The following is a 23,851-nucleotide window of genomic DNA, read 5'->3' as shown; positions in this document are numbered from 1 at the left end:
ATAATAGTTTCTTGGTTTTCTTTGTAGCACCCGTACTACTCATTGTCCTTTACATCACAGCAGCAACCAGCCTGTATTTAGTGAATCGATATTTTAAATCTCAATGGCTGGGGATTTTGTTTGGTAGTGCATTAATATTTATCGTGGGAATTGGCTCATTCTTAATCGAAGTTCAATCTGATTTGGATTATCCAACTGAAAAGCCCAAAAATATGACACTGTTTTTGAAATACTATGTCAGTGAAATGGTTGAACGATAATTAATAAAATGATCTGTCAATACGATAATATGAGCTTATAATCAATTGAGGGCAGACACCACTTGATGTTTAAAAAAACCGTCTAATCGGATAACCGGGGATACTAGCCCCAGCGCGGTAGGATGCGGTGAGATACGAACCTCATCGTTCGCGATTGATGCGCATCCCTGCGTTCAGCCCATCCTACGAGCTGAGTAAAATTGCCGAGCTTATTGCCTAGAGTGAGGTAACAACGGATGATATACGGAAATTATTTATTACTTGTTAGAACAACAATCGAAATAGAGGAGAAGTTGTGAATTTTAGTGAAGAGAATATTGCTGCTATTTTCGGCCATGAAGCAGCTGAAGATGAGGATATTGATCGATTAAGATCCTACTATTTCAAAGGAAAAGTTTACAGCCAAATGGCCAATGATCTTCCTATTCGAGTGCTTGTGGGACACAAGGGAATAGGCAAATCTGCGCTTTTCCAAGTTGCAATGTCGGAGCAATCACAGGAAGGAAAATTGACTCTGTTAATTAAACCAGACGACATTGCTGGAATTGGCGAAAATGAAACAGATTTTTTGAAGCTCATCAGAGAATGGAAGTCAGGAATATCTGAGATTATTGCGAGGAAAGCGTTGGTATCATTTGGGCTTCTGTATGATGGCTGGCGGGGCAAGCTAAATGAATACGGGGGCCAATTTATCGATTTCCTTCAAACCACTTTTCGGGCCAAGGACCATGCGAATCTTGATCAATCAAAGCAAGCAATCATAAAGGATTTCCTTAAGAGTGGAAAAATTTACGTATATCTTGACGATTTAGATCGTGGGTGGCAAGGAAACAAGACGGACATTAGAAAAATATCAGCACTCTTAAATGCAGTGAGAGATATTGCCTCAGAGAACAAAGGAGTTGTTTTTCGAATTAGTCTTAGGTCTGACGTCTACTATCTGGTTAGAACCTCTGATGAATCAACAGACAAAATCGAAGGTTCAGTTGTTTGGTATTCTTGGTCAAACCATGAAATTCTTGCGCTTCTAGTTAAGCGTGTAGACCAATTCCTTCATGGAAAAAGCAAATCGGCTGAAGAGCTTATGCAACTCAGTCAACCAGTTTTGGCAGGGCATCTGAATGATGTAATCGAGCCTGTATTTAACGGTAAAGGAAAATGGGAAAAAATCCCAACTTACCGTATGATGATGTCTCTAATTCGAAAAAGACCTCGTGACCTAGTTAAACTTTGCACACTTGCAGCCAAGCATGCGAGTTCTCAAAATCATGAATTAATCGAAACGGACGATTTCAACAGAATTTTCGAGGAATATTCTCAAGGACGACTTCAAGATACCATTAACGAATACAGGTCTGAACTTCCAGATATCGAGAGACTGCTATTTGGAATGAAGGCTTCCCGCTTAGAAAAGAAAGCTAGCGAAGGATACGTTTATACAACTTCTACGTTGCTAGATAAAATAAAAAACATACAACAAAACAATAAGTTCAATTTCTATGGAATCGCCCAGCTGACACCAAAGACCTTGCCGCTTTCATGTACAAAATAAATTTCCTGACAGCGCGAAAAGAGAAAGGGGAGTTTATAGAAAGACGCTATTTTGAAGAAAGCAGATATTTATCTCATAAATTTGTCGATTTCGGATTCAATTGGGAAATTCATCCTGCATACCGATGGGCTCTGCAGCCCGATAATTTATCGGATATTTTCAGCAGCCTTGCTCCAAGTGAGGATTGATTGGTTCAAGAATCACATACACTCAAACAACAAAAATCATCGCTCAGTTTTTTGCTGGCGATGATGTGAGGCGTTGATGACTGTTTTCAAAAGCTCACCTGACATTTAACAAAAATTATTGAGAGGTTGCTCCTGGCACATAGCAGCTATTCATTTTTAATCTCGAGATAATATCAGCACGGGAAAAAACTGATCTTGGTGATCGCACAGCCGAAGGCCTTGAGCAAAAAACCAGGCGTTAATGCAATTTTTTAAGGCTCACTTCACTCAAAAAAGCATAACCGATTCTGCGCTTCTTACTTCAACAAATCCGGAGAAACCGCCGTGAAAACGTTGACTAAATTGGTCTTGGGAATGATGGGACAATTGCGCCCCGGTCCCGTTCGGGGGAAATCGGCCGAATCGATCGCGTTGCCCCCGCCTCAGAAAGCGGGTGGACTTCCGCTTATGGAGGCGCTGCTCAAACGCTGTTCGTCGCGTGAATTTGCTCCTGATGTTTTACCATTGCAGCTACTTTCCGACTTGCTTTGGGCGGCTTACGGCGTTAACAGACCCGATGGCGGGCGTACCGCACCTTCGGCCTTAAATGCGCAGGAGATAGATGTTTATGTGGCACTTCCTGAGGGAGCTTATTGGTATGACGCTCACAGGCAAGCGCTCGACCTTATGGTGAAACAGGACCTGAGGCGAATAACGGGTTATCAGGACTTTGTCGATGAAGCGCCGTTAGATCTGGTTTATGTGGCCGATCACAGGCGCATGGCGATGGTACCGGTCACTCAACGTGAATCCTATGCTTCCGCGGCGGCGGGCGCCATTGCGCAGAATGTCTATTTATTTTCCGCGAGCACCGGCCTCTCTACGGTCATTCGCGCATGGATCGACCGTGCCGCCATTGCTGACGCGCTGGAATTGTCCCATGATCAACAAGTGCTGTTGTCGCAGACAGTCGGTTTTCCCAAGCGTGGCGCTGGGGATTAAAGCGCAGCAAGTTCTATTTGCGGATCTGTCGCAAAATTGACAAGCTTCCACTTTTTTCATACTTTTCACTTAACAAAAAAGCTATTGATGCTTCTGACGGGAGCGGAGCTGCTCCCTTTCAATCGTTATTCGTAGTTCCTTAGGAAAAATCTACAGGTATGTGTGCCCGCTTCATTTTTCGAGGACTTTCTATGAAACAACAAATTCCTGCCCGCCGAAGATTCATCAAGCAAGTGATTTTGGGCGCCAGTGCTCTGGCGCTTCCACCATTCAATATCCTTGCCCGGCCAGCCAAGGAGCGCCTGGGCGTCGCCCTGGTGGGGCTGGGCCGCTACAGCACCCACCTTCTGGCCCCGGCCTTGCAGCGCACGAAGTACTGTTATCTTGCCGGCATTGTCACCGGGACACCGGCCAAAACCGAGCAGTGGAAACGGCGCTATGGCATTCCTGACCGGAATATTTATGACTATCAATCGATGGATAAGATCGCCAACAACCCGGACATCGATGTCGTCTATATCGTGCTGCCCAATGCGATGCATGCGGAATACGCCATTCGCGCCGCCAACGCCGGAAAGCATGTCTGGTGTGAAAAGCCCATGGCCATGACGGTCAAGGAGTGCGAAGCGATGCTCAAGGCCTGCCGGGATCACAGGGTCAAGCTGGCGATCGGCTATCGCATGCAGCATGAGCCCAATACCCAGGCCGTGATCCGCTTCGGCAAAGAGCGAGTCTATGGGCCGGTAAAATCGATATCGGCCGCCGCCGGATTCTACTACGATCGAACCGATCACTGGCGGCAGAAAAAGAGCATGGGGGGAGGCGCCATGTACGACATGGGGGTTTATTCGCTACAGGCCGCGCGCTATTGCAGTGGTGAAGAGCCGATCGCAGTGATTGCCCAGCAGTCGACGAACCGCCCGGAAGTTTTCAAGGATGTGGACGAAACGATGACATTCGATCTCGAGTTTCCAAGCGGCATCAAGGCGCATTGCAGGACAAGCTTCGCTAGGAGCATGAATTCCCTGCACGTGGACTGCGAAAAAGGCTGGTATCAGCTGGAGCCCTTTCAGGCGTATAGCGGTATCCGTGGATCAACCAGCGATGGCAGAACATTAGACGCCTTCCTGGACAGCCAGCAAGCCAGGCAGATGGATGACGATGCATTCGCTATTTTACATAATCAACCTCTGCGGGTGCCTGGCGAGGAAGGACTGCGCGATATCCGGGTCGTGGAGACGATCTTCTCATCAGCGAAGACCGGCCGGAGAATGGTGATCTAAAAAGCGATGGAATACCCGAAACCTATCGATACGCCAACCACAGTAGATAGGCTTACTTGACGAAGATGCGGAGAAAACTGTTTTTTATCAACAAATCCTCTTTTGCACAGGCAAATGCTAAAGCCTGTCACCTACAGAAGCCGATTGAATTGCAGGGAAAGGGGAGTGAATCGATTCTTAGCAGTCATCGCGATCGATGCGCATCACTGCGTTCAGCGCATCCTACGAGCTACGAGCTAGTTCTTCTGACGAGGATGGCATCACCCTTTGAAATGCTTCGATACAATCTGACATAGTGTCTCTTAAGTGCTTTAGCTGAAGGCTGCTAATTTTTCCATTACGATTTTCGATTTCATGGTCTAAAAGGCATATTACATTACGAAGCCAGTCTAGCTCTTCTATAAGGTCGACTGCATGATTAGAGTTGTAACGAACTTTTAGCGCCTCAGCCAAGGTTCTAAATACATCTGGTAGGTTTTCTATAACCGTCTTAACGAAATTTTTCGGTTGGGTATGTGCAAGAATCGGCTTATTGTAGTAAAAATTGTCTCCACCATTAGTCACAATCAAAGCCCTTGCGAACTTTTCGGAATCTGTTTTCATCTCTTTTAACAGTTCTTCACCGGCCTTCGGAAGGCTAGCCTCTGTTGCTTTCTTCACACATTCCTTGAGATGGTCAGCTAAGGCAAGAAATTCAGGTTTATCAAAACTCGTGAAACCCAACCCACCCCATCCTATAGGGGACATCGGATCTATAATCTTTGTGAAGCAATTCACTTTGCCAGCCGCTGTAAGCTCATTAAGGTTAGCTTTAGCTTTTAAAAGAATATCATCTGTGGACACAGAATAGATGCCGAATTCCGACAACTTTAGCAAAATGCCTGCCACATGGAATAAAATTCCAACGTCTTCATATTGGTTAGCATTGAACTTTTGGGCGACATCATTAACCAGCAGTGTGAACTCATCATCGCTTAATGTGTAAAATTCCCATAAGCGCCGCCACTCTGGCCTATCCTCTCTTGCAAAGTAATGGCTATTTTTGATTGCCCCATTGACGGCTTTCGCATCAATTAAGCCAGTACCTATAATGTCGGCCCATAGTTTTCCTGGAAGTGGGCCATCGAGCCAAACAAATCCATTGTACTTGTTCATATTTGTGGGCGACGATTTCTGCTTGCTCTTAGTAAATATGCCACTATAAATAATATCTCTAATATTCGATATTTCTGATGGCTTCAAATTGCCGCTGCGAACTTCAGTTATATAGATCAATAACGAACTCAACAAGTCTTTGATCAAAAGCTTATTTTTTCTGAATTTAGGAGAAATAACAGCCATTAAACGATCAAATTCAAGTATAGCCTGGCGTAGATGCCGCAAATTTTGATACTTTGATGCTTTATATAAATTGCAGATTAGCTGTTTATTCTTCTCGATAGCGGTTCGACCATGACCTTTGCCGATTTCCTCGATAAAGGCACTCACAGCTCCTTCTACATCGGATTCGATTTCAAAAGTCTTACCGACCAGCTTTTCCTTAATCCGTTTGTAATCAGCCTTTATGCTCGAATTCTGGCTTTCTGATTGCTCGTTTTTGGTATCGCACTTCATGATCTCATTTTCGTTCACTACCAAAACAACCTTGTGACCACCATGCTCAACAAAATAGTTGATGTATCCCAGTAGATCAACTATTGGAATCGAACAGCGCTCTATGTCATCAAATATTAAAACGTGACCATTAATATTTTGTAAATATTCAGGTAAATCTATGTCCGGTATTGAGACTGATAGAGATCCGTCTTCCTTTTCATCCCCATCAAGATCGATCTTCAGCATGCCTTTAAGGAATCCTTTCGCAATACGTCCTGCGAGAATCATATTCTTGCCCGCTAGTCTTGGATGAATCTGTCGAAAGAGCTCATATTCAATAGCTTTCGTATCAGAAATTCCGTACAAACTGACATATAAAGCACAACCATCGTCTTCTTTTAACTTCTCGGCTGAACGCTGGATAAAGGAAGTTTTCCCTGCCCCCCAGTCCCCTTTGATCATCACTGCATATTGGGGAGGCATCTTCATGAAATAATAGTTGTGTAGGAATTCTTCAATCTGTCGATTTTTGTAACTCATAAATCCTTCTTATCTTTTTTATGATATCGTGGAGGGTTGATTACTCAATTTGGGCAGTTAGCGCGGTAGGATGCGGTAAGGTACGAACCGCATCGTTCACGATCCGTATCCTACTGATTATTGGAATTGAGTTGTCCGCATGCCGCTAATACGTCATCACCTTTAGCACCTCTTATTAAAGTCGGGATCTTAAAAGCATCCAAAACTTCCTTAAACTTTTCAACCTTATCCAAATCCGGACGCATGTAACGTGATCCCGGGAATGAATTAAAAGGAATCAGGTTTATATAAGCGCTTTTGCCGGCCAGCATCATCCCCAGTTTTTCAGCATCATCCGGAGCGTCATTGAAATCCTTTATCAGAATATATTCATAAGTAATGAATTGCTTTTTATTTAAAGGTATCTTGTCAATATAGGCCAACACCTCATCCAGCGGATATTTTTTATTGATGGGGATAAGTTCATTTCTCTTTTCTTCAAACGGTGAGTGAAGGGATAGCGCAAGGTTCACGCCAGGAACTTCCTGGCTCCATCTTTTAAGCCCAGGAATATAACCAGCCGTTGAGACAGTAATTTTTTGAACGCCAATTGAAGTTCCGTGTTGAGATAAAAAAATTTCACACGCTTTTTTAACGGCATCAAAATTATGTAAAGGCTCGCCTTGTCCCATAAAAACAATATTTAAAATCCTCTCTTCTCCAGGCCTATTTATTGCCAACCAACGCCAAGCTTTTAGAAATTGCCCAACAATTTCACTCGTGGTCAAATTTCTTTTAAGCCCTTGCTCTCCGGTAAAACAAAAAGAACAATTCATTGCGCAGCCGACCTGCGATGAGAGGCAAATAGAATATTTATTGTTAAACGGGATAAGGACGGTTTCAACCTTATGATTGTCTTTAAGCTTGAAAAGAAATTTTACTGATCGATCTCTTTGTGACTCATAAACTGTATCGATTTCGGGTAGAGAGAAATCAAAATTTTGTTCAAAAAAGGCCAACGAGGATTTAGAAATTTTATTATGGCATTGAGTGTTTTCTTTTTTCTTGTAATACCAGTTAAAAAGAACTGTCGCCACTGAGGGGTTTAAGTTATTTTGATTTACAACCGCCTCTAAATCAGAATAATTTAGATCATAAAAAGACTGTTTCAAAAGTTTCTCCAGGCAATATCAGCCTTTTGCCGATATCGATTAGCTTTAAAAATATTAGGAGCGAGTCAAATTTTGTTCCAACCCGGCTTAATTTTCATGCATCATCCCTCGAGCAGTGAGGGCTTAGACAATGAGTTTATTGGTGGCGACACATCAAAGTTCGGGGTTTTACACTTTATGGATGTATATACAGACTGTCAGGTGAGCCTGTAAGTATGTATTCATTGCTCCTGAATCAAACTCAGCGTTTTCTCAGGCAGTCTATCGACCGTCTTTCCCTCCAGATGCAATCGGGCATCTTCATGCACGGTGGTCATGAACTTGATCAGGCGCATTTCGTGCTGCATTTTCTCTTCAAAATCCTCGGCTTCCCACATCTGGTTGAGCAGGTATTTCGCGTGATGATGGATCGTGAAGGCGACCGCCTCGGGCAGATGCGCGTAACTCGTCCGGATCGATGATTTGAGCTGATCGAGTGAATCCAGATACTGCTTGTAGTCCTTGATGTCCTGTTGGCACTTGGTTTTCAGCATGGTTAGCTCGGCATCATGCCGGGTCCTGAGCAATGCAATGTCGTGCTCCAGTTGCACGCTGCGCTTTTTCAGGTCGGCTTCCAGCGTTTTCTCGGCCAACACGCGGGCGTGTCTGAGTCTGGCCTGTTGTTCCTGATTGGCCTCCTGCCAGTCCAGGTTTTCCTTTTTAACCGCATGGAAAAGATTGACGAGGTTAAGTACCCAGTTTTTTAAAACAGACATAAGCGCTAGATGAGGGTGGAAATTTTTTGCTGAAGTTGTAGCAGAGACTCAATATCCTGCTGCTTGCGATAGCGGATATTGTCCCGCCGCAATTGCTTGAACGTGGTTTTCGGCAATTTTCTTTTGATCGCCAGCAGATCTTTATGGATGGATTTCGATAAAGACCGGATATGCTTGCGATTGTTTGCTTTTAACAGGCGCTTCCTGCGCATTTCACTCAGGTATTTTACTTTTAACGTTCTGAAATGAAACAGTTGCCTGACGTGCTCCTGCCGGGCCTGAACGAACATTAGCCGGCGCTGCAGGCGCTCTCCGGCCGAAAAGTATTTCAGAGCAGCGCGTATGACTAATTTAGGTATAGCCAGCAATGCGGCCATGACCAGGATGAGCAACGCGCTTAACAACATGGCTGATCCAAATCTGGCAATCAACTCAGGCAGGCCGGGAATTTTCAGCCACAGCAACACTTCCGCCAGCACCAGGACCGGCAGCGAGAGCAGGAACAGTAAAAAGGAAACTCTGATAATCAAGCAGGCAACCGTAACAGATGTATTTTAAACGGCATTGTATCGGACTTTGCCGGAAACACGCGTATGGCTGACGTAATCACCTGAATGGATGCGGGCCAGCCCGGCGGCTGCGCGATTGTAAATATAGATCCATGCCTTGCTGACATCGCCGCTGTTTGTTGCTATATCCACCTGCTTTCTGACATATTCATGCGGCCTCGGATACTTTGCCGAACACTGCTCATAGTCGTCCAGCAGCCGAAAAAGCTCATCCTTGCTGATGATGCGGTAGAGTTCTCCATGCACCCGGCTGCGGCAATGGGGCGGCGCAATAACGCCGGGGTAACCGTCGACTTGGTAAAGATGGCCGTATATGCTGCCCTGGCCGTGGAATCGGCAATGTTGTCTCATCAAATCATGCACGGGCAATGCAAATTCCTGCCTTAAAGTGCCGTAAACAAATAAAAACTCATCAGGCATGATTAAAAAGGCACGCTTCTGGAAACCATGTTATCGAATACCGTGGCAACACGCTCATCAAAAGCGAAATCGTCGGCGCGGCCCGTTTGTTGAAATAATCGGTCTTCCTCAGTCATCTGCCCGGTTTTTTATCTAATGTCATTTAGTCGCGCATCAGCTGGCAAGCGCCAGTCAAACGGATCATTATTCATCATGAATTCAATACATGCGGAGGCTTAGCGATGCATTATTGCCAAGCGATGCCGCTCAACTTCATATTTTACGCTAAATGGCATTATACATTGTAGCTTCTGTTGGCGGGCGGATTGACTTACAATCCTTTTAATTCATCGACTTCTATTTCAATCGGGTGCTTTCATGAGCGGTCGTCATTTGGCTACGAGGATCAAATGCGTTTTCACATTGCTGCTATTGATGATACTGGATATTGGACCAATTCCGATTACCGCGACTATAGGTTTGTTTATCGTGCTGTTTAGGCCCCGATGGTTTAAGAATCTGGTTGACACAATCTATAGCAATAAGAATACGGATTGATTATGGCTGTAGCGCGCCGCTGTACGGCTTATTTTGAATTAGCGGCATTTCGAGCAGTCATAGCGCTAAAACATCGATATCGATTCAACGAAATTCGACAGCCATAGGCCAGCTCATGAATCTCAATATCATCGATTATTTCAAAGAAGACATCTGGGCTCGGCGCGAACAGCGGCTCTCGCCATTCAAGGCGAAAGTGCTGAAATTCACAAAAATCATTCTTTTGTCTTATGAAGGATTCAATCGCGACCTGGGGCCTTTGAGAGCGTCCGCCTTGACGCTTTATTCGCTATTGGCGATAGTGCCGGTTTTCGCCCTGTTGTTTGGCATCGCGAAGGGCTTCGGCTATGAAAAAACAGTGAAAGAACAACTGCTCGAGCAGATGCCCAGCCATGATACGCTGGCACTGAAGTTAATCGATTTTGCGGAAAATCTGCTGGCCAGTACGCAAGGCGAAGTGGTGGCCGGTATCGGTATCATTGTTTTGTTTTGGACTGTGATCAAATTGATCGGCCATATCGAGAGATCCTTTAACCGTATCTGGAAAATGGACAAAGACAGGGCGTTAGGGCGTAAGTTAACCGACTATCTGTCAATCATGTTGCTGGCTCCCATCTTACTGGTCATTTCCAGCGGTATTACCGTATTTCTGAAAACACAGATAACCTGGCTGGTAGACGCCATCAACCTGCCGGAGATGGGTACATGGGCGGTGCTCAGGCTATTGGGGTTATTGCCGGTCGTTATTTTGTCCGGGCTCTTCGCTTTTACCTTCATTTTTATGCCTAACCTCAAAGTGGATTACAAGGCCGGCATCATCGCCGGCGTGATTACCGGCATTGTCTATCAATTGGCGCAATGGGGCTATCTGGCCCTGCAAATCGGCGTGTCCAGTTATAACGCCATTTACGGCAGTTTCGCCGCCTTGCCCTTGTTCATCGTCTGGCTGCAGATCGGCTGGATGATCGTCCTGTTCGGCTGCGAGATCAGTTTTTATTTGCAGAACTATGAGGATTACCAAGGCAAGAACAAAGCCGAGGACTTGAGTCTTTTTCTGAAAAAGGTTATCGCGCTGAAAGCGGCGCATTTGATCATCAAGAATTTCGTGGCACAGCAAGATCCCTTAAGCGCACTTGAAATAGCATCCCGGCTGGCTCTTCCAGCCTATATTATCCACGGCGCTTTAGCGGAACTGATGGCCTGCCAGATTGTTGTCCAGGTTAAAGCCGAGGATGATGCCGATGAGGTTTATCTGCCTGCCGTCGATGTCAATCAAGTGACGGTAGCTTATGTCATCAATGCGCTGGAGCGGCGGGGGCAGAATCATCTGCCGGATATCGGGGAGGATGAGCAGTTTATGAATGTCGTCAATGAATTCAGGCAGTGTATCGAAAATGCCGAGCAAAACCGCTTATTGAAAGACATCTAATTTATAGATGCGTCTTTTTATGAGGCAGCTCGATCTCCGTGATGATGCCGGCGCTGGGGTCGTTGAAAACCCTTTCGTCGAGCGCATTTTCACCGCGCGCAATAATGCAGGTGACTACCGCATCGCCGGTAATATTGACCACTGTGCGCATCATATCCAGAACCCTGTCCACGCCCATGATCAGGCCGATACCCTCTACAGGCAGCCCGACCTGATTCAGCACCATGGCCAGCATAACGAGGCCGACGCCGGGCACGCCGGCCGTGCCGATCGATGCCAGTGTCGCCATGCCGATTACCGTCACATATTGGCTCAGGCTCAGATCAATGGCATAGACATTGGCAATAAACACGGTCGCGACGCCCTGCATGATTGCCGTGCCATCCATGTTGACGGTTGCGCCCAACGGAATCGTAAATGAAGCAATGGCATTATTGGCGCCGAGGCGCTTTTCCACGATCTGAAGGTTAACCGGGATCGTGGCATTGGAACTGGCCGTACTGAACGCGAAAATATGCGCGGAGCGCATTTTCTGGATAAACACCGCTGGATTCAGTTTCGCCATTAAAGCAATCAACAAACTGTAAGTGCCGAAAAAATGCAGCAGCAGGCAAAAAACGACCGCTGAAAAATAGCCGAGCATCGGCATAACCAGACCGATGCCTTGCTCGGAAAAGGTCTTTGCCATCAGAAAAAACACGCCGACCGGGGCAAAGTCCATCACCAGCGTTACAACCTTCATCATGACTTCGTTCATTCTCTCGGCCGATTGAGCCAGTTGCCGGCCCGTATCGCCGGCCATCAGCATGGCGATGCCGAATACGATGACGAAGAAAATGATCTGCAGCATATCGCCTTCGGCAAAAGCCTGAACAGGGTTGCCAGGTACGATATTGATCAACACTTCCGTGACAGGCGGTGCTGGCGGCGGCGTAAAGTCTGACAAGGGCTGCGCATTGGCGAAATCTTGGCCGGGGCCGATCAAGGCCGCGACGCTGAGCGCCAGCGTAATCGCAATCGCGGTGGTCAGAATGAAAAGAGCCAGTGCTTTAAGACCCACGCGGCCCAGCACGCTGACGTCGCCGATGCCGCAGACGCCGCAAATCAATGAAAAAGTGACCAGCGGCACGACCAGCATTTTGAGGGCATTGACGAATGCTGCACCAACGACATAAAACAAGCCGTTGACCAGATAAGTCTGGATAAAAGCGATATCCTTGCCGAAAGCGTTGATCAGGCTGCCTGATAACAGGCCGATGACCATCCCGATCAGAATTTTGGTCGTGATGGTGGTTTTAGATGGCATCAGCAATAGCCTGTCTGATTTTTGTAATTGCTTCTATATCCAGTTGCGCGATGCGGTTATGCTGCTGGCATAATGCACCTCTAAAACCCAAATAATCGGCTTTGTAAGGCATTAAGCCGGGGATATCCGCCAGTCTGAGGGAACCTGCCAGTCCGCACAGCAATTGGCTGGTCTTGGCTTGTTCGACGAATCGCCCGATAGCGGTTTCGTCCATGACCTCCATCAAAGAGCCTTTTTGCTTGTCCATAGTATCGAGCATGGCGCCTTTGAAGCCGGCGTCTTTAAGACAGGCAATAATGGATAGGTCAGGCTGCGTGTCGGCGAACAATACTGCAATCAAGGCATGCTGTCCGGCCAGTGCCGATAATTTATCTACGGTTCCTAGCCAATCGCCGCCGGGGAAAAAGCCGATCTTTATGTAATCGACGCCCGTTTCGGCCATCGCTTTGACGGCCTCAAAAATGATCTCCGGCTGCATGGGCAAATCGCCGACTGTCGCGCTGACAGGACAGCGCCCGTCTATGTGGGCCACGATTTGCCTGACGAGCCTCGTTTCCAAAGCGCCCAGTGCGCCTTGCTCGGGCTGCTTCAGATCAATGATGTCGGCCTGTAAGTCCAGCACCAGGGCGGCTTCATCCAGGCTGTTGACGCTGGCAAGCATTCCGGTCATGCATTCATCTCCTTTTTATGTGCGTCGATAACGGCCATCAGCCAATTCCAGGCTTCAAGCTCCCGGTTGCCGGCGGTTTTTTCAAATCCAATGCGCAAGTAGTCGATTTCGGATTCAATTTTTTCAAGCGGGAGCCTATGCAGGCGGCTGATCAGGATCGCGGCCTCCAATACCGAGAACTGGGCGCGGTTGAAGCCCTGAAATGGCGCATGATTAACGCTATGAATAACTTTGCAGAACAGTTTAGGCCGGACCGGGTCTTCTTCCACGCGCGCCAGTTCCACCTCGGCATGCGCCAGGGTCGCCACCAATACCTGACCGTTGATTTTTTCGGCCGGCTTCAACGGCCAGTCGCGCCGGCCGGTCAGGCAGCCGGCAAAAATGCGCACATCATCGCAGTAGTTGATCACGGCTGTTCGGCTGGACAGCAGATTGTCGAGCGTGGTTGAAGGCCGGAACGGCAGGATGATCAATTCATCGGCCGACGGGCCAGCAATATGGATGCCCATGGGAGCGATGTGCGCTGCCCCGGAGGTGTTTACGGTGGTGACTATGGTTTCTTGGATCATTATTTTTTTTGTAGGGTAGTGCCTGCCGGTTTGAAGGTGTGCAGGTCAACGGTAGGTTCTGTCGTCTTGGCGGCGCAGCCCCAGGTCAATGGCTGGTCCTGACTGAAACGCTTGCCGAGCTGCCAGGCGATTTCGGCGCGCGCCAGCTCTACGCCTAAATAAAAGGCATGGCCGCCGTCGTTTTCAACCTGCAGTTTGGGATACAGATCGAACGGATCGGTCGCGCTGTGAAAGCCGTCGCGGTTGAAAACATGCAGGCCTTCGGCGCTGATCTGGATGCGGAAGCTGGGGTCGCGGATTTGCGCAGCGATTTCCTTGATTTCTTCCAGTTGATACGGGAACGGCGATATCTCGTGCAGGGCCATTAAGCCCGGATCGATATGCTTGGGCAACATGTTGTGCTCCTTGGCTGCAAACATGATGCGGCGCGCCAGATCGGCTTCCTTGACGGCGCGGCAGGCATGCTTGCTGACTTCGGTAGCCAGAATGCTGTTGATATTGAGCTCCGAGCAAATGCCCAGCAGCAGGGTGTTCATGCCTAAGGTGTCGGCATGCGTCAGTTCGGTTATGTTGCCGACGCCGAGCATCATCTCGATATCGGGATATTTCTTCCTGACTTCATGATAGCGCACGATCGAGGCCGTAAAGCCGAAGTGGATAGGGTCCAGGATCGGGTCGACGATAAAGGCGCGGTTTTTGGCCTGCATGCCTTCAATGGCCCGGTCCAGCGAAGCCAGATCTTCGTGTTTCTTTGGAATCAGAATCGGCGTTGACGCCACTTCATCGGCAATCCAGAGACTGCTTTCGTGCAGGCTGAGCAAATAATCGGCGCCGGCCTTGCCGCCCCTGAGCAGGTCGTCTTCCTCGAGCGAGTCGATGCTGACCGTGAAGCCTTCCTGTTTCAGCGTGCCGATGACAGCCTCCATGTGCGGAAAATCGGTGCTCGGCAGACAGCCTATGTCGATGACGTCGGCGCCGTTTTGTTTATAGTAATAGGCACGCTTGACGACTTCTTCAACAGTAATATTGGGCGCGTCGGTAATTTCGGCGAAAATTTTGACGCTGTAGCGGCTTAGATCGATCTTGTGAGCTTCTTTTCCGAAAAACTGCGGCAAATCCTTCAATTCTTCCGGTCCGCGTTCCACCGGAATGCCCAAATCCTTCGATAAGGCTTCCAGGTCGCCGCGGCAGCGTCCCGGCACGAGGATGCGATCAGCGCCGAAGGTATCGGTCAGGCGCCGGGCGATCATGTCGGCGGTCATCAGGGCGGCAACTTTAAGTCCCAGTTCATGCACCGTATAAGTAAATTCCGGCTGCATTTTTTTAAGGATCGCATGCAGCTGTTTTTCCGCCAGCCTGCCGGTCAAAAAGAGTATATGTTCGCTCATTTTAGGGCCTTAAGCCGTTCATTCACTTTGATGATCAATTCGTCGACGCTGTCGACGACCGTCGTGTATTCGAATGTGCGCAGTTTTTCGGTCGCTTCCAGATCGATCCGGCGCGGATAAACCATGACTTTTCCGCCCGGCGCCGTCGTTTCCATTTCCGGCGCGGTGTCACAAGGATAGACAATGCTGGGCACCCTGCATTTCCCGGCCTGCGCATATAAATTGGTCGCGAGCGAATCGGCGATACCCAACACACACTTGGCAACCGTGTTGGACGTGGCCGGCGCCATCACGAAGGTATGGTAATGGCCCTTGTAAAAATGCCCGACCGGCGGCGCCGAGGCGGCTTTATCACGGTAGACCGGCATTCTCGCGCGGATATCGCTCAGATCGATGCTGTACATTTTCAGCACTTCCTCGCCGGCCTGGCTGATATACAAGTCGACATCATCCAGGGTCAGCAGGAAGCTCAGGCATTCTTCTATGTAATGGCCGGAGCCGGTGATAGCCCAGGCTAAACGTGGTTTAATCATTACTCGGGGTCGGAAGATTTCGTATAATTAATGGTTTCTCTATTATACCTGAATAAATACGCTGCAATACGCACAGGAGCTCAAGCATGTTCGGCCAGATCGATAAACCGCTGATTATGGGGATTTTGAATGTCACGCCGGACAGTTTCTCCGATGGCGGCCAGTATTCGGATGTCGAGGCTGCTGTCCGGCAGGCCCGGCGCATGCTGGACGAGGGTGTCGACATCATCGACATAGGCGGCGAATCGACCCGTCCGGGCGCGGAACCGGTTGCCGCCGATGAACAGATACGGCGCGTGGTACCGGTGGTTGAAGCGATCAGGCAGCAGGTGTCGGCCGATATTCCGATCAGCATCGATACGACGTTGAGCGCAGTCGCCAGAGCGGCGCTCGAGGCCGGCGCCGATATCATCAACGATATCTCGGCCGGCCGCGATGACGAAGCCATACTGGCGCTGTCCGCCGAAACCGATGCGCCAATCATCCTGATGCACAGCCAGGGCGCGCCGAAAACCATGCAGAATAATCCCTATTACGATGATGTTGTGCAGGAAGTGCTGGCGGCACTGCATCGGCAAGTTGATGCGGCATTAAAGGTCGGCATTAAAAAAGAGAGAATCGCCATCGATCCGGGCATCGGATTCGGCAAACGCAGGCAAGACAATATCGACCTGCTGGCGCATCTGGATGCGTTCGTAGCCACAGGCTATCCGGTGCTGCTGGGCACCAGCCGCAAGCGCTTCATGGGCGCTATCTGCGACGTATCGGAACCGGCTGAATTGGTGACCGCCACCGCCGTGACCACGGCTTTAGGTGTTATGGCGGGCGTGCAGATGTTCCGTGTGCATGATGTCAGAGAAAACCGTCAGGCGGCGGATGTGGCGTGGGCGATCAAACAAAGTAGAGGCACGGATTGAATAGAATTACCCCAAAGCCTGTCAAAGACTGATATGGCTTTAAAAGCTGCTGAAAAATCATGAAAAAACCTACAGGGGTACGCATTGTGTACCCTTGATTCTGACAGTCCCCTTTGATTTATCCAATTAATGAAATTACAACAAGACCGAAATTTTGACTTCCTGATAGAAAAATTTGAGCAAAGAATCTATGGCACGCGCAAAGGCGACTGGCGGCTTAAGCTGGTCAAGGAGGATCTTGACAGTTTTTACCGGAATGAGCCGTTGACGGTATGGGACGCCGGCTGCGGATTTGCCCAGATTGGCCTGTGGCTCGCAGAGCGGGGGCATCAGCTGACATTGTGCGATTTGTCGGAAAAAATGCTGGCGCGGGCGCAGCAGCAATTTGCCGAGGCCGGCTTGTCGGCGCAGTTTCATCACGCTGCCGCGCAGGAACTGGCGCGGCAGTTGCCCCAGTTTGATCTGGTGTTGCTTCATGCCGTGCTGGAATGGCTGGCCGATCCCATGCCGTCTCTGCAGACAATAGCAGACCGAGTCAAACCGGGCGGTTCATTGTCGCTGTTGTTTTATAACCGCAATGCCATGATTTATACCAATGCCCTGAAGGGGGAATGGCGCCTGAAGCGCCTGCTCGACGGCTCTTATCTGGCCAAAGGCAAGAATTTGACGCCGCCCAATCCGCAGTATCCTCATGAGGTTATCGAACAGCTTCAGCAATGGGGCTTTACCGTAACGGCCCATACCGGCATTCGGGTGTTTCATGATTACATGACCAGGGCTATTCGCGAGCAAAGTGATCTGGATGAAATATTCGAGTTGGAATACCGTCATTGCCGGATGCCCACCTATCGCGAGATGGGGCGTTATATTCATCTGGTCGCGCGAAGGGCTGAATTTAAGACGATAATTTAATTTTCCACGCCGCCAACTGCTGCGTAATGACATAAAGCACAGGCACGAACGGTATGGCCAGAAGCGTTGACGACAGCATGCCGCCAAAAACCACCGTACCGATGGCCTGCTGGCTGGCCGCGCCCGCCCCCGAGGCGCCAAGCAAGGGCACGACGCCAAGAATAAAAGCGAACGAAGTCATGACGATGGGCCGGAACCGCCGACGGGTGGCTTCCACCGCGGCTTCCGTTACGGACATCCCTTCGGCCTGCAGTTGCCGGGCGAATTCGACGATCAGGATGGCATTTTTGCAGGCCAGGCCGATCATCAGGACCAGCCCTACCTGCGTATAAATATTATTGTCGAATCCCCGCATTAACAGCGCCAGGAGCACCCCTACCAGGGCCATAGGCACGACCAGGACAACGGCCAGAGGGCTTGTCCAGCTCTCGTATAGAGCAGCCAAAACCATGAATACCAGCGTGATCGAAAGGGCGTAAATAAAGTAGGCTTGATTGCCCACCTGCTTTTCCTGGAAAGAGGTTGCCGTCCAATCGATATTCATCCCTTTGGGCAGAATATTTTTGGTTAACTGTTCCATCAGGTTCAAGGCTTGGCCGGAGCTGAATCCCGGAGCCGCCGCACCGTATATTTGCGCGGAAGGGTAGAGGTTGTAGCGCATCACCAGTTCGGAACCCAGGGTCCGTTTGATGTCCAGCAGCGTGCCCAGCGGCACCATTTCGCCCTGCTCATTCCGGACATACAGGTTCTTGATGTCTTCCGGCCGCAAACGGAACGGCGCGTCAGCCTGAACATAGACCTGAAAGACCTGGTTGAATTTGTTAAACAAATTGACGAAGGAGGAGCCCAGGTAGGCTTGCAGCGTAGAGAACACATTATTCAGCGGAATATTCAGCGATTCCACTTTGGTTCTGTCAATATCCAGGAAAAGCTGCGGACTCGTGGCGCTGAAGGTGGAGGTCAAATGCTGCAGGCCCGATTGCGAATTACCCGCGCTGATGACTTCATTGACCGCTTTCTGCAACTCGCCAAGGCCAAGACCCTCGCGGTCTTCCACGATCATCTGGAACCCGCCTCCCTGGCCCAGTCCGCGGATAGGGGGCGGGATCAGCACAATGGACATCGCTTCCTCTATTGAAGCAAGTTCATGGCGCAAGTCGTTGGTGATCTTGTCCTGGCTTAACTCGCTGCCGCGTTTGTCCCAATCCTCATAAACGATGAACGTCGTCAGCATATTAGGGACATTCGCGCCGTCGATTATGGACAAGCCGCCGATGGTGACCCAGGCTTCCAAGCCGCGCGTTTTGCCGAGAATGCCATCCAGTGCCTTGCTGACGGCGGCCACCCGGGGCTGCGAAGAGGCCTCGGGAAGCTTGGTGATCACCATCGCGTAGCCCTGGTCTTCGGTAGGCAGAAAACCTGTCGGATGAACGGCGAACCGCCAGGCGCTGACAGCAATGACCAATATGAACAGCAGGAACATGAGAAAAGCGCGCTTCACCATCCAGGCGACTAATTGCACATAGGCGTGTTCGAGCCAGCCGTAAGCTTTGTTAAAGCCCCGTGAGAACCAATTAGCTTTCTTTTCCCGGACCGGGCGCAGCCAGAGCGCGCACTGGGCAGGCTTGAGCGTCAGGGCGTTGATTGCGCTGATGACGGACGTGGAGGCAATGACCAGGGCAAACTGGCGAAACAGCTGTCCGGTAATCCCCGGAAGAAAAGCCGCCGGCAAAAACACGGCCGTCAGCACCAGAGTGATGCCCATGACTGCCCCGGTGATTTCCTGCATCGCCTTGACTGTTGCTTCTTTAGGGGCCATTCCCTGTTCGATGTGATACGAGGCATTCTCGACAATCACAATGGCGTCGTCGACCACGATGCCCACTGCCAGAATCAAGGCAAACAAAGTCATCAGATTGATGCCGAAGCCGAGCATGAACATGGCAGCGAAGGCGCCAATGAGAGTGACCGGAACGGTCGTCGCAGGCACCAGCGTGGCACGCCAGTTCTGCAGAAACACCACCACCACGATAAGCACCAGGATGCCGGCTTCGAACAGGGTCCTATAGACATCATCGATCGCGCTGCGGACAAATTTCGTGGTGTCGTAATGAATATCGTATTTCAGGCCCGGCGGAAAATCCTTGCTCATGACCGCCATGGCTTGCCGGATTTTGTCCGCGACATCCAGCGCGTTGGCGCCGGGCAAGGTAAACACCGGTATTAATGCCGCTTTGTGGCCGCTGGACTTGGAAAAATTGCTGTAGCTTTGCCGGCTGAGCTCGACATGTGCGACATCACGGACACGTACTATATGCGCCGACTCAGCGCGAGCGCTCTTGATGACGATATTCTCGAACTGCGCCGTATCCTCCAAACGGCCCAGCGCATTAACGGTGAATTGAAAGCCCAGATTCGTAGGAGCAGGGGGACCGCCCAGTTGCCCGGCAGCGACTTGCAAGTTCTGGCGCTGGATGGCGTTAATCACGTCAAGCGCGGTCAAGCTGAAATAGTTGAGCTTTTCAGGATTCAGCCAGACTCGCATACTGTAAGGCCCCGCGCCCCGCACGGCGATCTGGCCCACGCCGGGCAAGCGGGCCAGCGGATTCTGCAGGTTGATGACGGCATAGTTGGAAAGAAACGTTTCATCAAACCGCTCGTCATCCGCATAAAGCGATACCACCAGCAAAATATCCGTGGACACTTTCTTTACTGTCACGCCTTGAGGCTGCACCGATGCGGGAAGCTGGGGCAGGGCGCTGTTAACCAGGTTCTGCACCAGCGTCATGGAGGTGTTCAGATCGGTTCCGACGTTGAAGGTGATCGTTAAGGTATAGCTCCCGTCGCTGGTGCTCGTAGAGGACATATAGAGCGAGTTTTCCACGCCATTGACAGCCTGTTCGATAGGTATGCCCACCGTGCTCGCGACCACTTCAGCGCTGGCGCCCGGATAGCGTGTAGTGACCTGAACGGTCGGCGGCACAATGGATGGATATTGGGCTACGGGCAGATTCATAAAGCAAATCAGGCCCAAAATGATGGTAACGATTGCGATAACGTTGGCAAAAATCGGCCTTTCAATGAAAAATTCGGAGATCATGGCTTGGAGGCCTCCGGCTTGGCCGGAGCAGGGGGCTCGCTTGTATTATTCTCGCCGCCGGCTAAAGATTTTTGTATGGGATTCACCTTGTTTCCCGGAATGGCATGAAGGAGCCCGTTTACAACCACTCTATCCTGATCACTGAGTCCCTCTTCGATTACCCGAAGCTCGCCTGCTGCAATGCCCAGCTTGACTGACCGGCGTTCAACGACGTTATTATCGTTCACGACCAGCAGGTATGAGCCGAGCTGATCATAGCCGATGGCCGTTTCCGGCACGAGCAGCGCCATTTTTTCGGAGTTGACGATGAGCAGCCGCACGCGTGTGAACAGCCCGGGCAAAATCGTGTGATCGGCATTGGGATAAATGGCGCGCAATAACAAGGTGCCCGTTGTCGGCGTCACGGAAATGGCCGTGAAATCCAGATAACCAGTGTGAGGATAGCCTTTCTCGCCGGAGAGCGCGAGAAAGGCTGGAATCTTCATTTTTTCCGCTTCGTATGGCCCGATGCGGGTCTTTTTTATGACCCTCAGCAGGTCCGTCTCGCTGATCGTGAAGTAGGCGTATATAGGGTCTACCTGGTTAATTTGAGCCAGTGGCGTAAATTCACCGGCTCCCACGAGATTGCCCGGATCTTTGAGACGACGGTCGATGCGCCCGTCAAAAGGCGCGGAAACTTGCGTGTAGCTCAGATCCAGCTTTGCCAGATCCCGGCTGGCTTCCGCGGCCGCCAGTGCGGCCCGGGCGTTGTCACGCTGGAACCGCCAATTGGTCACATCGGTCTGAGCCGCCGCATGTTGCCGCACCAGATCTGTAAACCGCTCCAATTCGGTCTGCGCATGATCGAGACTGGCTTTTTGCTGTAGCACCTGAGCCTCTGCCTGTTTTAGCTTGGCTTGATAAGTGTTCTGCTGAATCAGGAACAGCGGCTGGCCTTTTTTGACGCGATCGCCGTCGTGAAAGAGAATCTTTTCCAGATAACCTTCCACGCGCGCAACCAGTTGCACCGTATTAAAAGCCTGGGTGTTGCCGGTAAGTTCCAGATAATCGCTGACCTGTTGATGAATGGGGTGGCTCACTGTGACCTGTGGAGGAGGAGGCGGTACATAGACATTCTTTTCTTCACATCCCGAGATAAAAACCATCATCACTGACAGCCATCCTGCACTATTACGTTTCAACATGGCTCTTTGCTCTTTACTTACCATAGAGGCCGCCTTGCATCGGCTCGCGGCCGGGCATTCGGCGATGGCTGAGCGGTAGGCATCAATAACGATCCCCAATCCGTGCGTTTTGCCATGCGCATTTTGACCGAATCGGGCACGACATCGTGGCCTTCCCGGATCTGCCATCCCCCTCCCAAAGCGCGGTACACGCCTACCAAGCCATTGGAAATATCCCCTAAAGTACTGGCAAGATTATCCTGCACGCTGAGCAATGCCTGCTGGGCAGTCAGGACCGTGGTGAAATCGGTGATGCCCTGCCGATACTGCAGCACTGCCAGGTCCAGCGAATGTTGGGCAGCGGCGGCGCCGTCCCCTAAAGATAGGGCGCGCTCCTGAGAACGCAGAAATGTCACAAGACTGTCTTCCACCTCTCGTTGAGCGGTCAAGACAGCATTCTGATAACTGGCCAGCAGCTCTTCCAGTCGGGCATCCTGTATCCGGACCTGGTTGGTGATCTGCCCATAATTGAAGATGTTCCATTGCAAGGTGGGGCCAAAGTTGGCGGTCCTGCTTTTCCAGAGAAACATATCGCCCAGGCTGAACGTGCCGACATCGGTGGATAGCAAACTGAATGTGCCGGTGAGCGAGAAGGCGGGATAGAGGTCTGCCTTGGCTACGCCGATGTTGGCGGATTGGGCGACCGCTTGCAACTCGGCGCGGCGGACATCGGGCCGGCGCCGCAGGAGGTCGGCAGGGATGCCTACGGCCACTTGTGCAGGAGGCGCGGGGATCTGGGCAGTTCCGGTCAGCAAATCATTTATCTCGCTCGGAGGCATGCCCAACAGGACGCTCAATGCGTTTTGCTGTTGGCGCAGATTGATCTTGAGCGTGGGAATGGTCGCTTGCGTATTGGCCAGCACCGTTCTGGCCTGTTCGACATCCCGTTCGGAAGTGGTGCCGCCGCGATAGCGGATTTCCGCGATGTTCAGGCTCGCCTTTTGCGTTTCGACATTCTGTTGGGCAATGCTTAAACGCTTTTCCAGTGTCCGAATGGTGATATACGCGCGGGCCACATCGGCGGTAAGGCTGACCAGCGCATTGTCATAATCAGCGATAGCAGCCTGGAGACCGGCGTCTGCCGATTCGATGGCCCGGCGGAACTTGCCCCAAAAGTCGATTTCCCAACTGGCAGTCAAGCCTAGTTGCGACTGGGCGTAATCGAATATCTGCGAGAAAGCGGCTTGCGAGGCGCGCTGGCTGAGATGTACTTTACTCAGCGAGCCGATTATCTGCTGGCTTTGCGGATAAAGATCGCCTATAGTGACGCCTAATTGGGCGCGGGCCTCAAGTACTCGCGCTCCGGCCACGCGGATATTTAAATTTTCGTGGTAAGCATGGTCAATTAACTGATCAAGGATCGGATCTTTGAATGATTTCCACCATTCCTGGGCATCAGTAGGCGTTATCTTAAGCCGCTGATCCTCGGCATCCAGCCATTTTGTAGCTGTTTCGACGGATGGATGAACATAATCGGGCCCAACCATACAACCGGACAGCAATAGAAGAGGCAATAACCCAATTGAGGGCAGGCAAGGGCATTTGACGTACTGCTGCATCATTAAAGGTTCTTTTGTCAGCGAACCGGATATTCCAGAGTGTTCATGCCATACAACAGATAGACGAGCAGGATGCAATCGTATTTTTATTGATAGGCTACGCATAGGTCCTCTTCTCTGTTTGCGGCTTCCTGTTTCGATAATGAAACCAGTGTATTGCGGTAACGCTTAAAATCAGCGGCAAGCGCGCCATCGATATTTATGGTATGACTTCATTAGCACAACCTTTCAGTCATGCGTAGCAGCATCAGCCAAAACTCAATTGTGGTGTAAGCCAGGATTTGAGCTGAACTTTTCGATCAAATCGATAAGCGATCTTGGCTTGATAATGGCTCGCGTGTTTTTTGAAATTGAAGGTAGACAGTAGCAATAGTTGAGATAGATAGTCAATACGGAAAAAACATAGCAATACC

20 protein-coding genes are annotated in these 23,851 nt (G+C 50.2%); 7 read left to right on the top strand and 13 right to left on the bottom strand.

Annotated elements, in window-relative coordinates; genetic code table 11:
• From V2P20_RS00860 to V2P20_RS00845, 4 genes are all read left to right on the top strand, one after another.
• Positions 1-260: hypothetical protein (locus tag V2P20_RS00860; RefSeq protein WP_331815032.1), on the top strand; the 260-nt coding region annotated here is incomplete at its 5' end.
• Positions 261-555: 295 nt separating this feature from the next.
• Positions 556-1,812, top strand: a complete 1,257-nt coding sequence (locus V2P20_RS00855; protein WP_331815030.1) for a hypothetical protein — start codon at positions 556-558, stop codon at positions 1,810-1,812.
• A 512-nt stretch (positions 1,813-2,324) separates the two neighbouring features.
• Complete coding sequence (locus V2P20_RS00850; RefSeq protein ID WP_331815027.1) at positions 2,325-2,981, top strand: nitroreductase family protein; 657 nt, start codon at positions 2,325-2,327, stop codon at positions 2,979-2,981.
• 191 nt (positions 2,982-3,172) lie between these two features.
• Entirely contained in the window at positions 3,173-4,264 is a 1,092-nt protein-coding gene (locus V2P20_RS00845) for a Gfo/Idh/MocA family oxidoreductase (protein ID WP_331815024.1), read from the top strand.
• A 222-nt stretch (positions 4,265-4,486) separates the two neighbouring features.
• On the opposite strand, the gene V2P20_RS00840 is transcribed toward V2P20_RS00845, so the two are convergent.
• The 5 genes from V2P20_RS00840 to V2P20_RS00820 form a co-directional block, all read right to left on the bottom strand.
• Positions 4,487-6,400 (bottom strand): P-loop NTPase fold protein, encoded by a 1,914-nt coding sequence (locus V2P20_RS00840; protein WP_331815021.1) that lies wholly within the window; start codon positions 6,398-6,400, stop codon positions 4,487-4,489.
• A 110-nt stretch (positions 6,401-6,510) separates the two neighbouring features.
• Complete coding sequence (rlmN, locus tag V2P20_RS00835) at positions 6,511-7,551, bottom strand: 23S rRNA (adenine(2503)-C(2))-methyltransferase RlmN (protein WP_331815019.1); 1,041 nt, start codon at positions 7,549-7,551, stop codon at positions 6,511-6,513.
• Positions 7,552-7,772: 221 nt separating this feature from the next.
• Positions 7,773-8,306 (bottom strand): hypothetical protein, encoded by a 534-nt coding sequence (locus V2P20_RS00830; RefSeq protein WP_331815017.1) that lies wholly within the window; start codon positions 8,304-8,306, stop codon positions 7,773-7,775.
• A gap of 5 nt (positions 8,307-8,311) precedes the next feature.
• Positions 8,312-8,836, bottom strand: a complete 525-nt coding sequence (locus V2P20_RS00825; RefSeq protein WP_331815014.1) for a hypothetical protein — start codon at positions 8,834-8,836, stop codon at positions 8,312-8,314.
• A 24-nt stretch (positions 8,837-8,860) separates the two neighbouring features.
• Positions 8,861-9,295, bottom strand: a complete 435-nt coding sequence (locus V2P20_RS00820; RefSeq protein ID WP_331815011.1) for a gamma-glutamylcyclotransferase family protein — start codon at positions 9,293-9,295, stop codon at positions 8,861-8,863.
• A 652-nt stretch (positions 9,296-9,947) separates the two neighbouring features.
• On the opposite strand from V2P20_RS00820, the gene V2P20_RS00815 reads away from it, so the two are divergent.
• Positions 9,948-11,261, top strand: a complete 1,314-nt coding sequence (locus V2P20_RS00815) for a YihY/virulence factor BrkB family protein (protein WP_331815009.1) — start codon at positions 9,948-9,950, stop codon at positions 11,259-11,261.
• Between the two features lies 1 nt (position 11,262).
• On the opposite strand, the gene V2P20_RS00810 is transcribed toward V2P20_RS00815, so the two are convergent.
• The 5 genes from V2P20_RS00810 to V2P20_RS00790 are packed head-to-tail and all read right to left on the bottom strand — an operon-like array spanning position 11,263 to position 15,727.
• The gene (locus V2P20_RS00810; protein ID WP_331815007.1) at positions 11,263-12,567 is read right to left on the bottom strand and encodes a dicarboxylate/amino acid:cation symporter; all 1,305 of its coding nucleotides are present in this window, start codon (positions 12,565-12,567) and stop codon (positions 11,263-11,265) included.
• Complete coding sequence (locus tag V2P20_RS00805) at positions 12,557-13,237, bottom strand: (5-formylfuran-3-yl)methyl phosphate synthase (protein ID WP_331815005.1); 681 nt, start codon at positions 13,235-13,237, stop codon at positions 12,557-12,559. The genes V2P20_RS00810 and V2P20_RS00805 overlap by 11 nt, the downstream gene beginning before the upstream one ends.
• Complete coding sequence (locus V2P20_RS00800; protein WP_331815003.1) at positions 13,234-13,806, bottom strand: DUF447 domain-containing protein; 573 nt, start codon at positions 13,804-13,806, stop codon at positions 13,234-13,236. Before V2P20_RS00800 ends, V2P20_RS00805 begins: the two co-directional genes overlap by 4 nt.
• Positions 13,806-15,194 (bottom strand): DUF6513 domain-containing protein, encoded by a 1,389-nt coding sequence (locus tag V2P20_RS00795; RefSeq protein WP_331815000.1) that lies wholly within the window; start codon positions 15,192-15,194, stop codon positions 13,806-13,808. Before V2P20_RS00795 ends, V2P20_RS00800 begins: the two co-directional genes overlap by 1 nt.
• Positions 15,191-15,727 (bottom strand): flavoprotein, encoded by a 537-nt coding sequence (locus V2P20_RS00790; RefSeq protein ID WP_331814998.1) that lies wholly within the window; start codon positions 15,725-15,727, stop codon positions 15,191-15,193. The genes V2P20_RS00795 and V2P20_RS00790 overlap by 4 nt, the downstream gene beginning before the upstream one ends.
• An 86-nt stretch (positions 15,728-15,813) precedes the next feature.
• On the opposite strand from V2P20_RS00790, the gene folP reads away from it, so the two are divergent.
• Together folP and V2P20_RS00780 are read left to right on the top strand one after the other, a co-directional pair.
• Positions 15,814-16,644: a dihydropteroate synthase gene (gene folP / locus V2P20_RS00785; RefSeq protein WP_331814996.1), complete on the top strand. Its 831-nt coding sequence runs from the start codon at positions 15,814-15,816 to the stop codon at positions 16,642-16,644.
• Between the two features lie 129 nt (positions 16,645-16,773).
• Complete coding sequence (locus V2P20_RS00780; RefSeq protein ID WP_331814993.1) at positions 16,774-17,556, top strand: methyltransferase domain-containing protein; 783 nt, start codon at positions 16,774-16,776, stop codon at positions 17,554-17,556.
• Here V2P20_RS00780 and V2P20_RS00775 read toward each other — a convergent pair.
• From V2P20_RS00775 to V2P20_RS00765, 3 genes are read right to left on the bottom strand one after another with little or no spacing between them, the layout of a single operon-like run.
• Complete coding sequence (locus V2P20_RS00775) at positions 17,540-20,656, bottom strand: multidrug efflux RND transporter permease subunit (RefSeq protein ID WP_331814991.1); 3,117 nt, start codon at positions 20,654-20,656, stop codon at positions 17,540-17,542. The two genes, V2P20_RS00780 and V2P20_RS00775, sit on opposite strands and share 17 nt — an antisense overlap.
• A complete protein-coding gene (locus V2P20_RS00770; protein WP_331814989.1) occupies positions 20,653-21,840 on the bottom strand; it encodes an efflux RND transporter periplasmic adaptor subunit in 1,188 nt (395 codons plus the stop codon). Before V2P20_RS00770 ends, V2P20_RS00775 begins: the two co-directional genes overlap by 4 nt.
• Before the next feature lie 17 nt (positions 21,841-21,857).
• Positions 21,858-23,438 carry an efflux transporter outer membrane subunit gene (locus V2P20_RS00765; protein WP_331815035.1) on the bottom strand — a complete coding sequence of 527 codons (1,581 nt, stop codon included), beginning with the start codon at positions 23,436-23,438 and terminating at the stop codon, positions 21,858-21,860.
• Positions 23,439-23,851 lie beyond the last annotated feature (413 nt).

This window comes from Methylobacter sp. Wu1 (assembly GCF_036553575.1).
Taxonomy (GTDB): Bacteria; Pseudomonadota; Gammaproteobacteria; order Methylococcales; family Methylomonadaceae; genus Methylobacter.
This window is presented reverse-complemented; position numbering and strand designations above follow the sequence as displayed.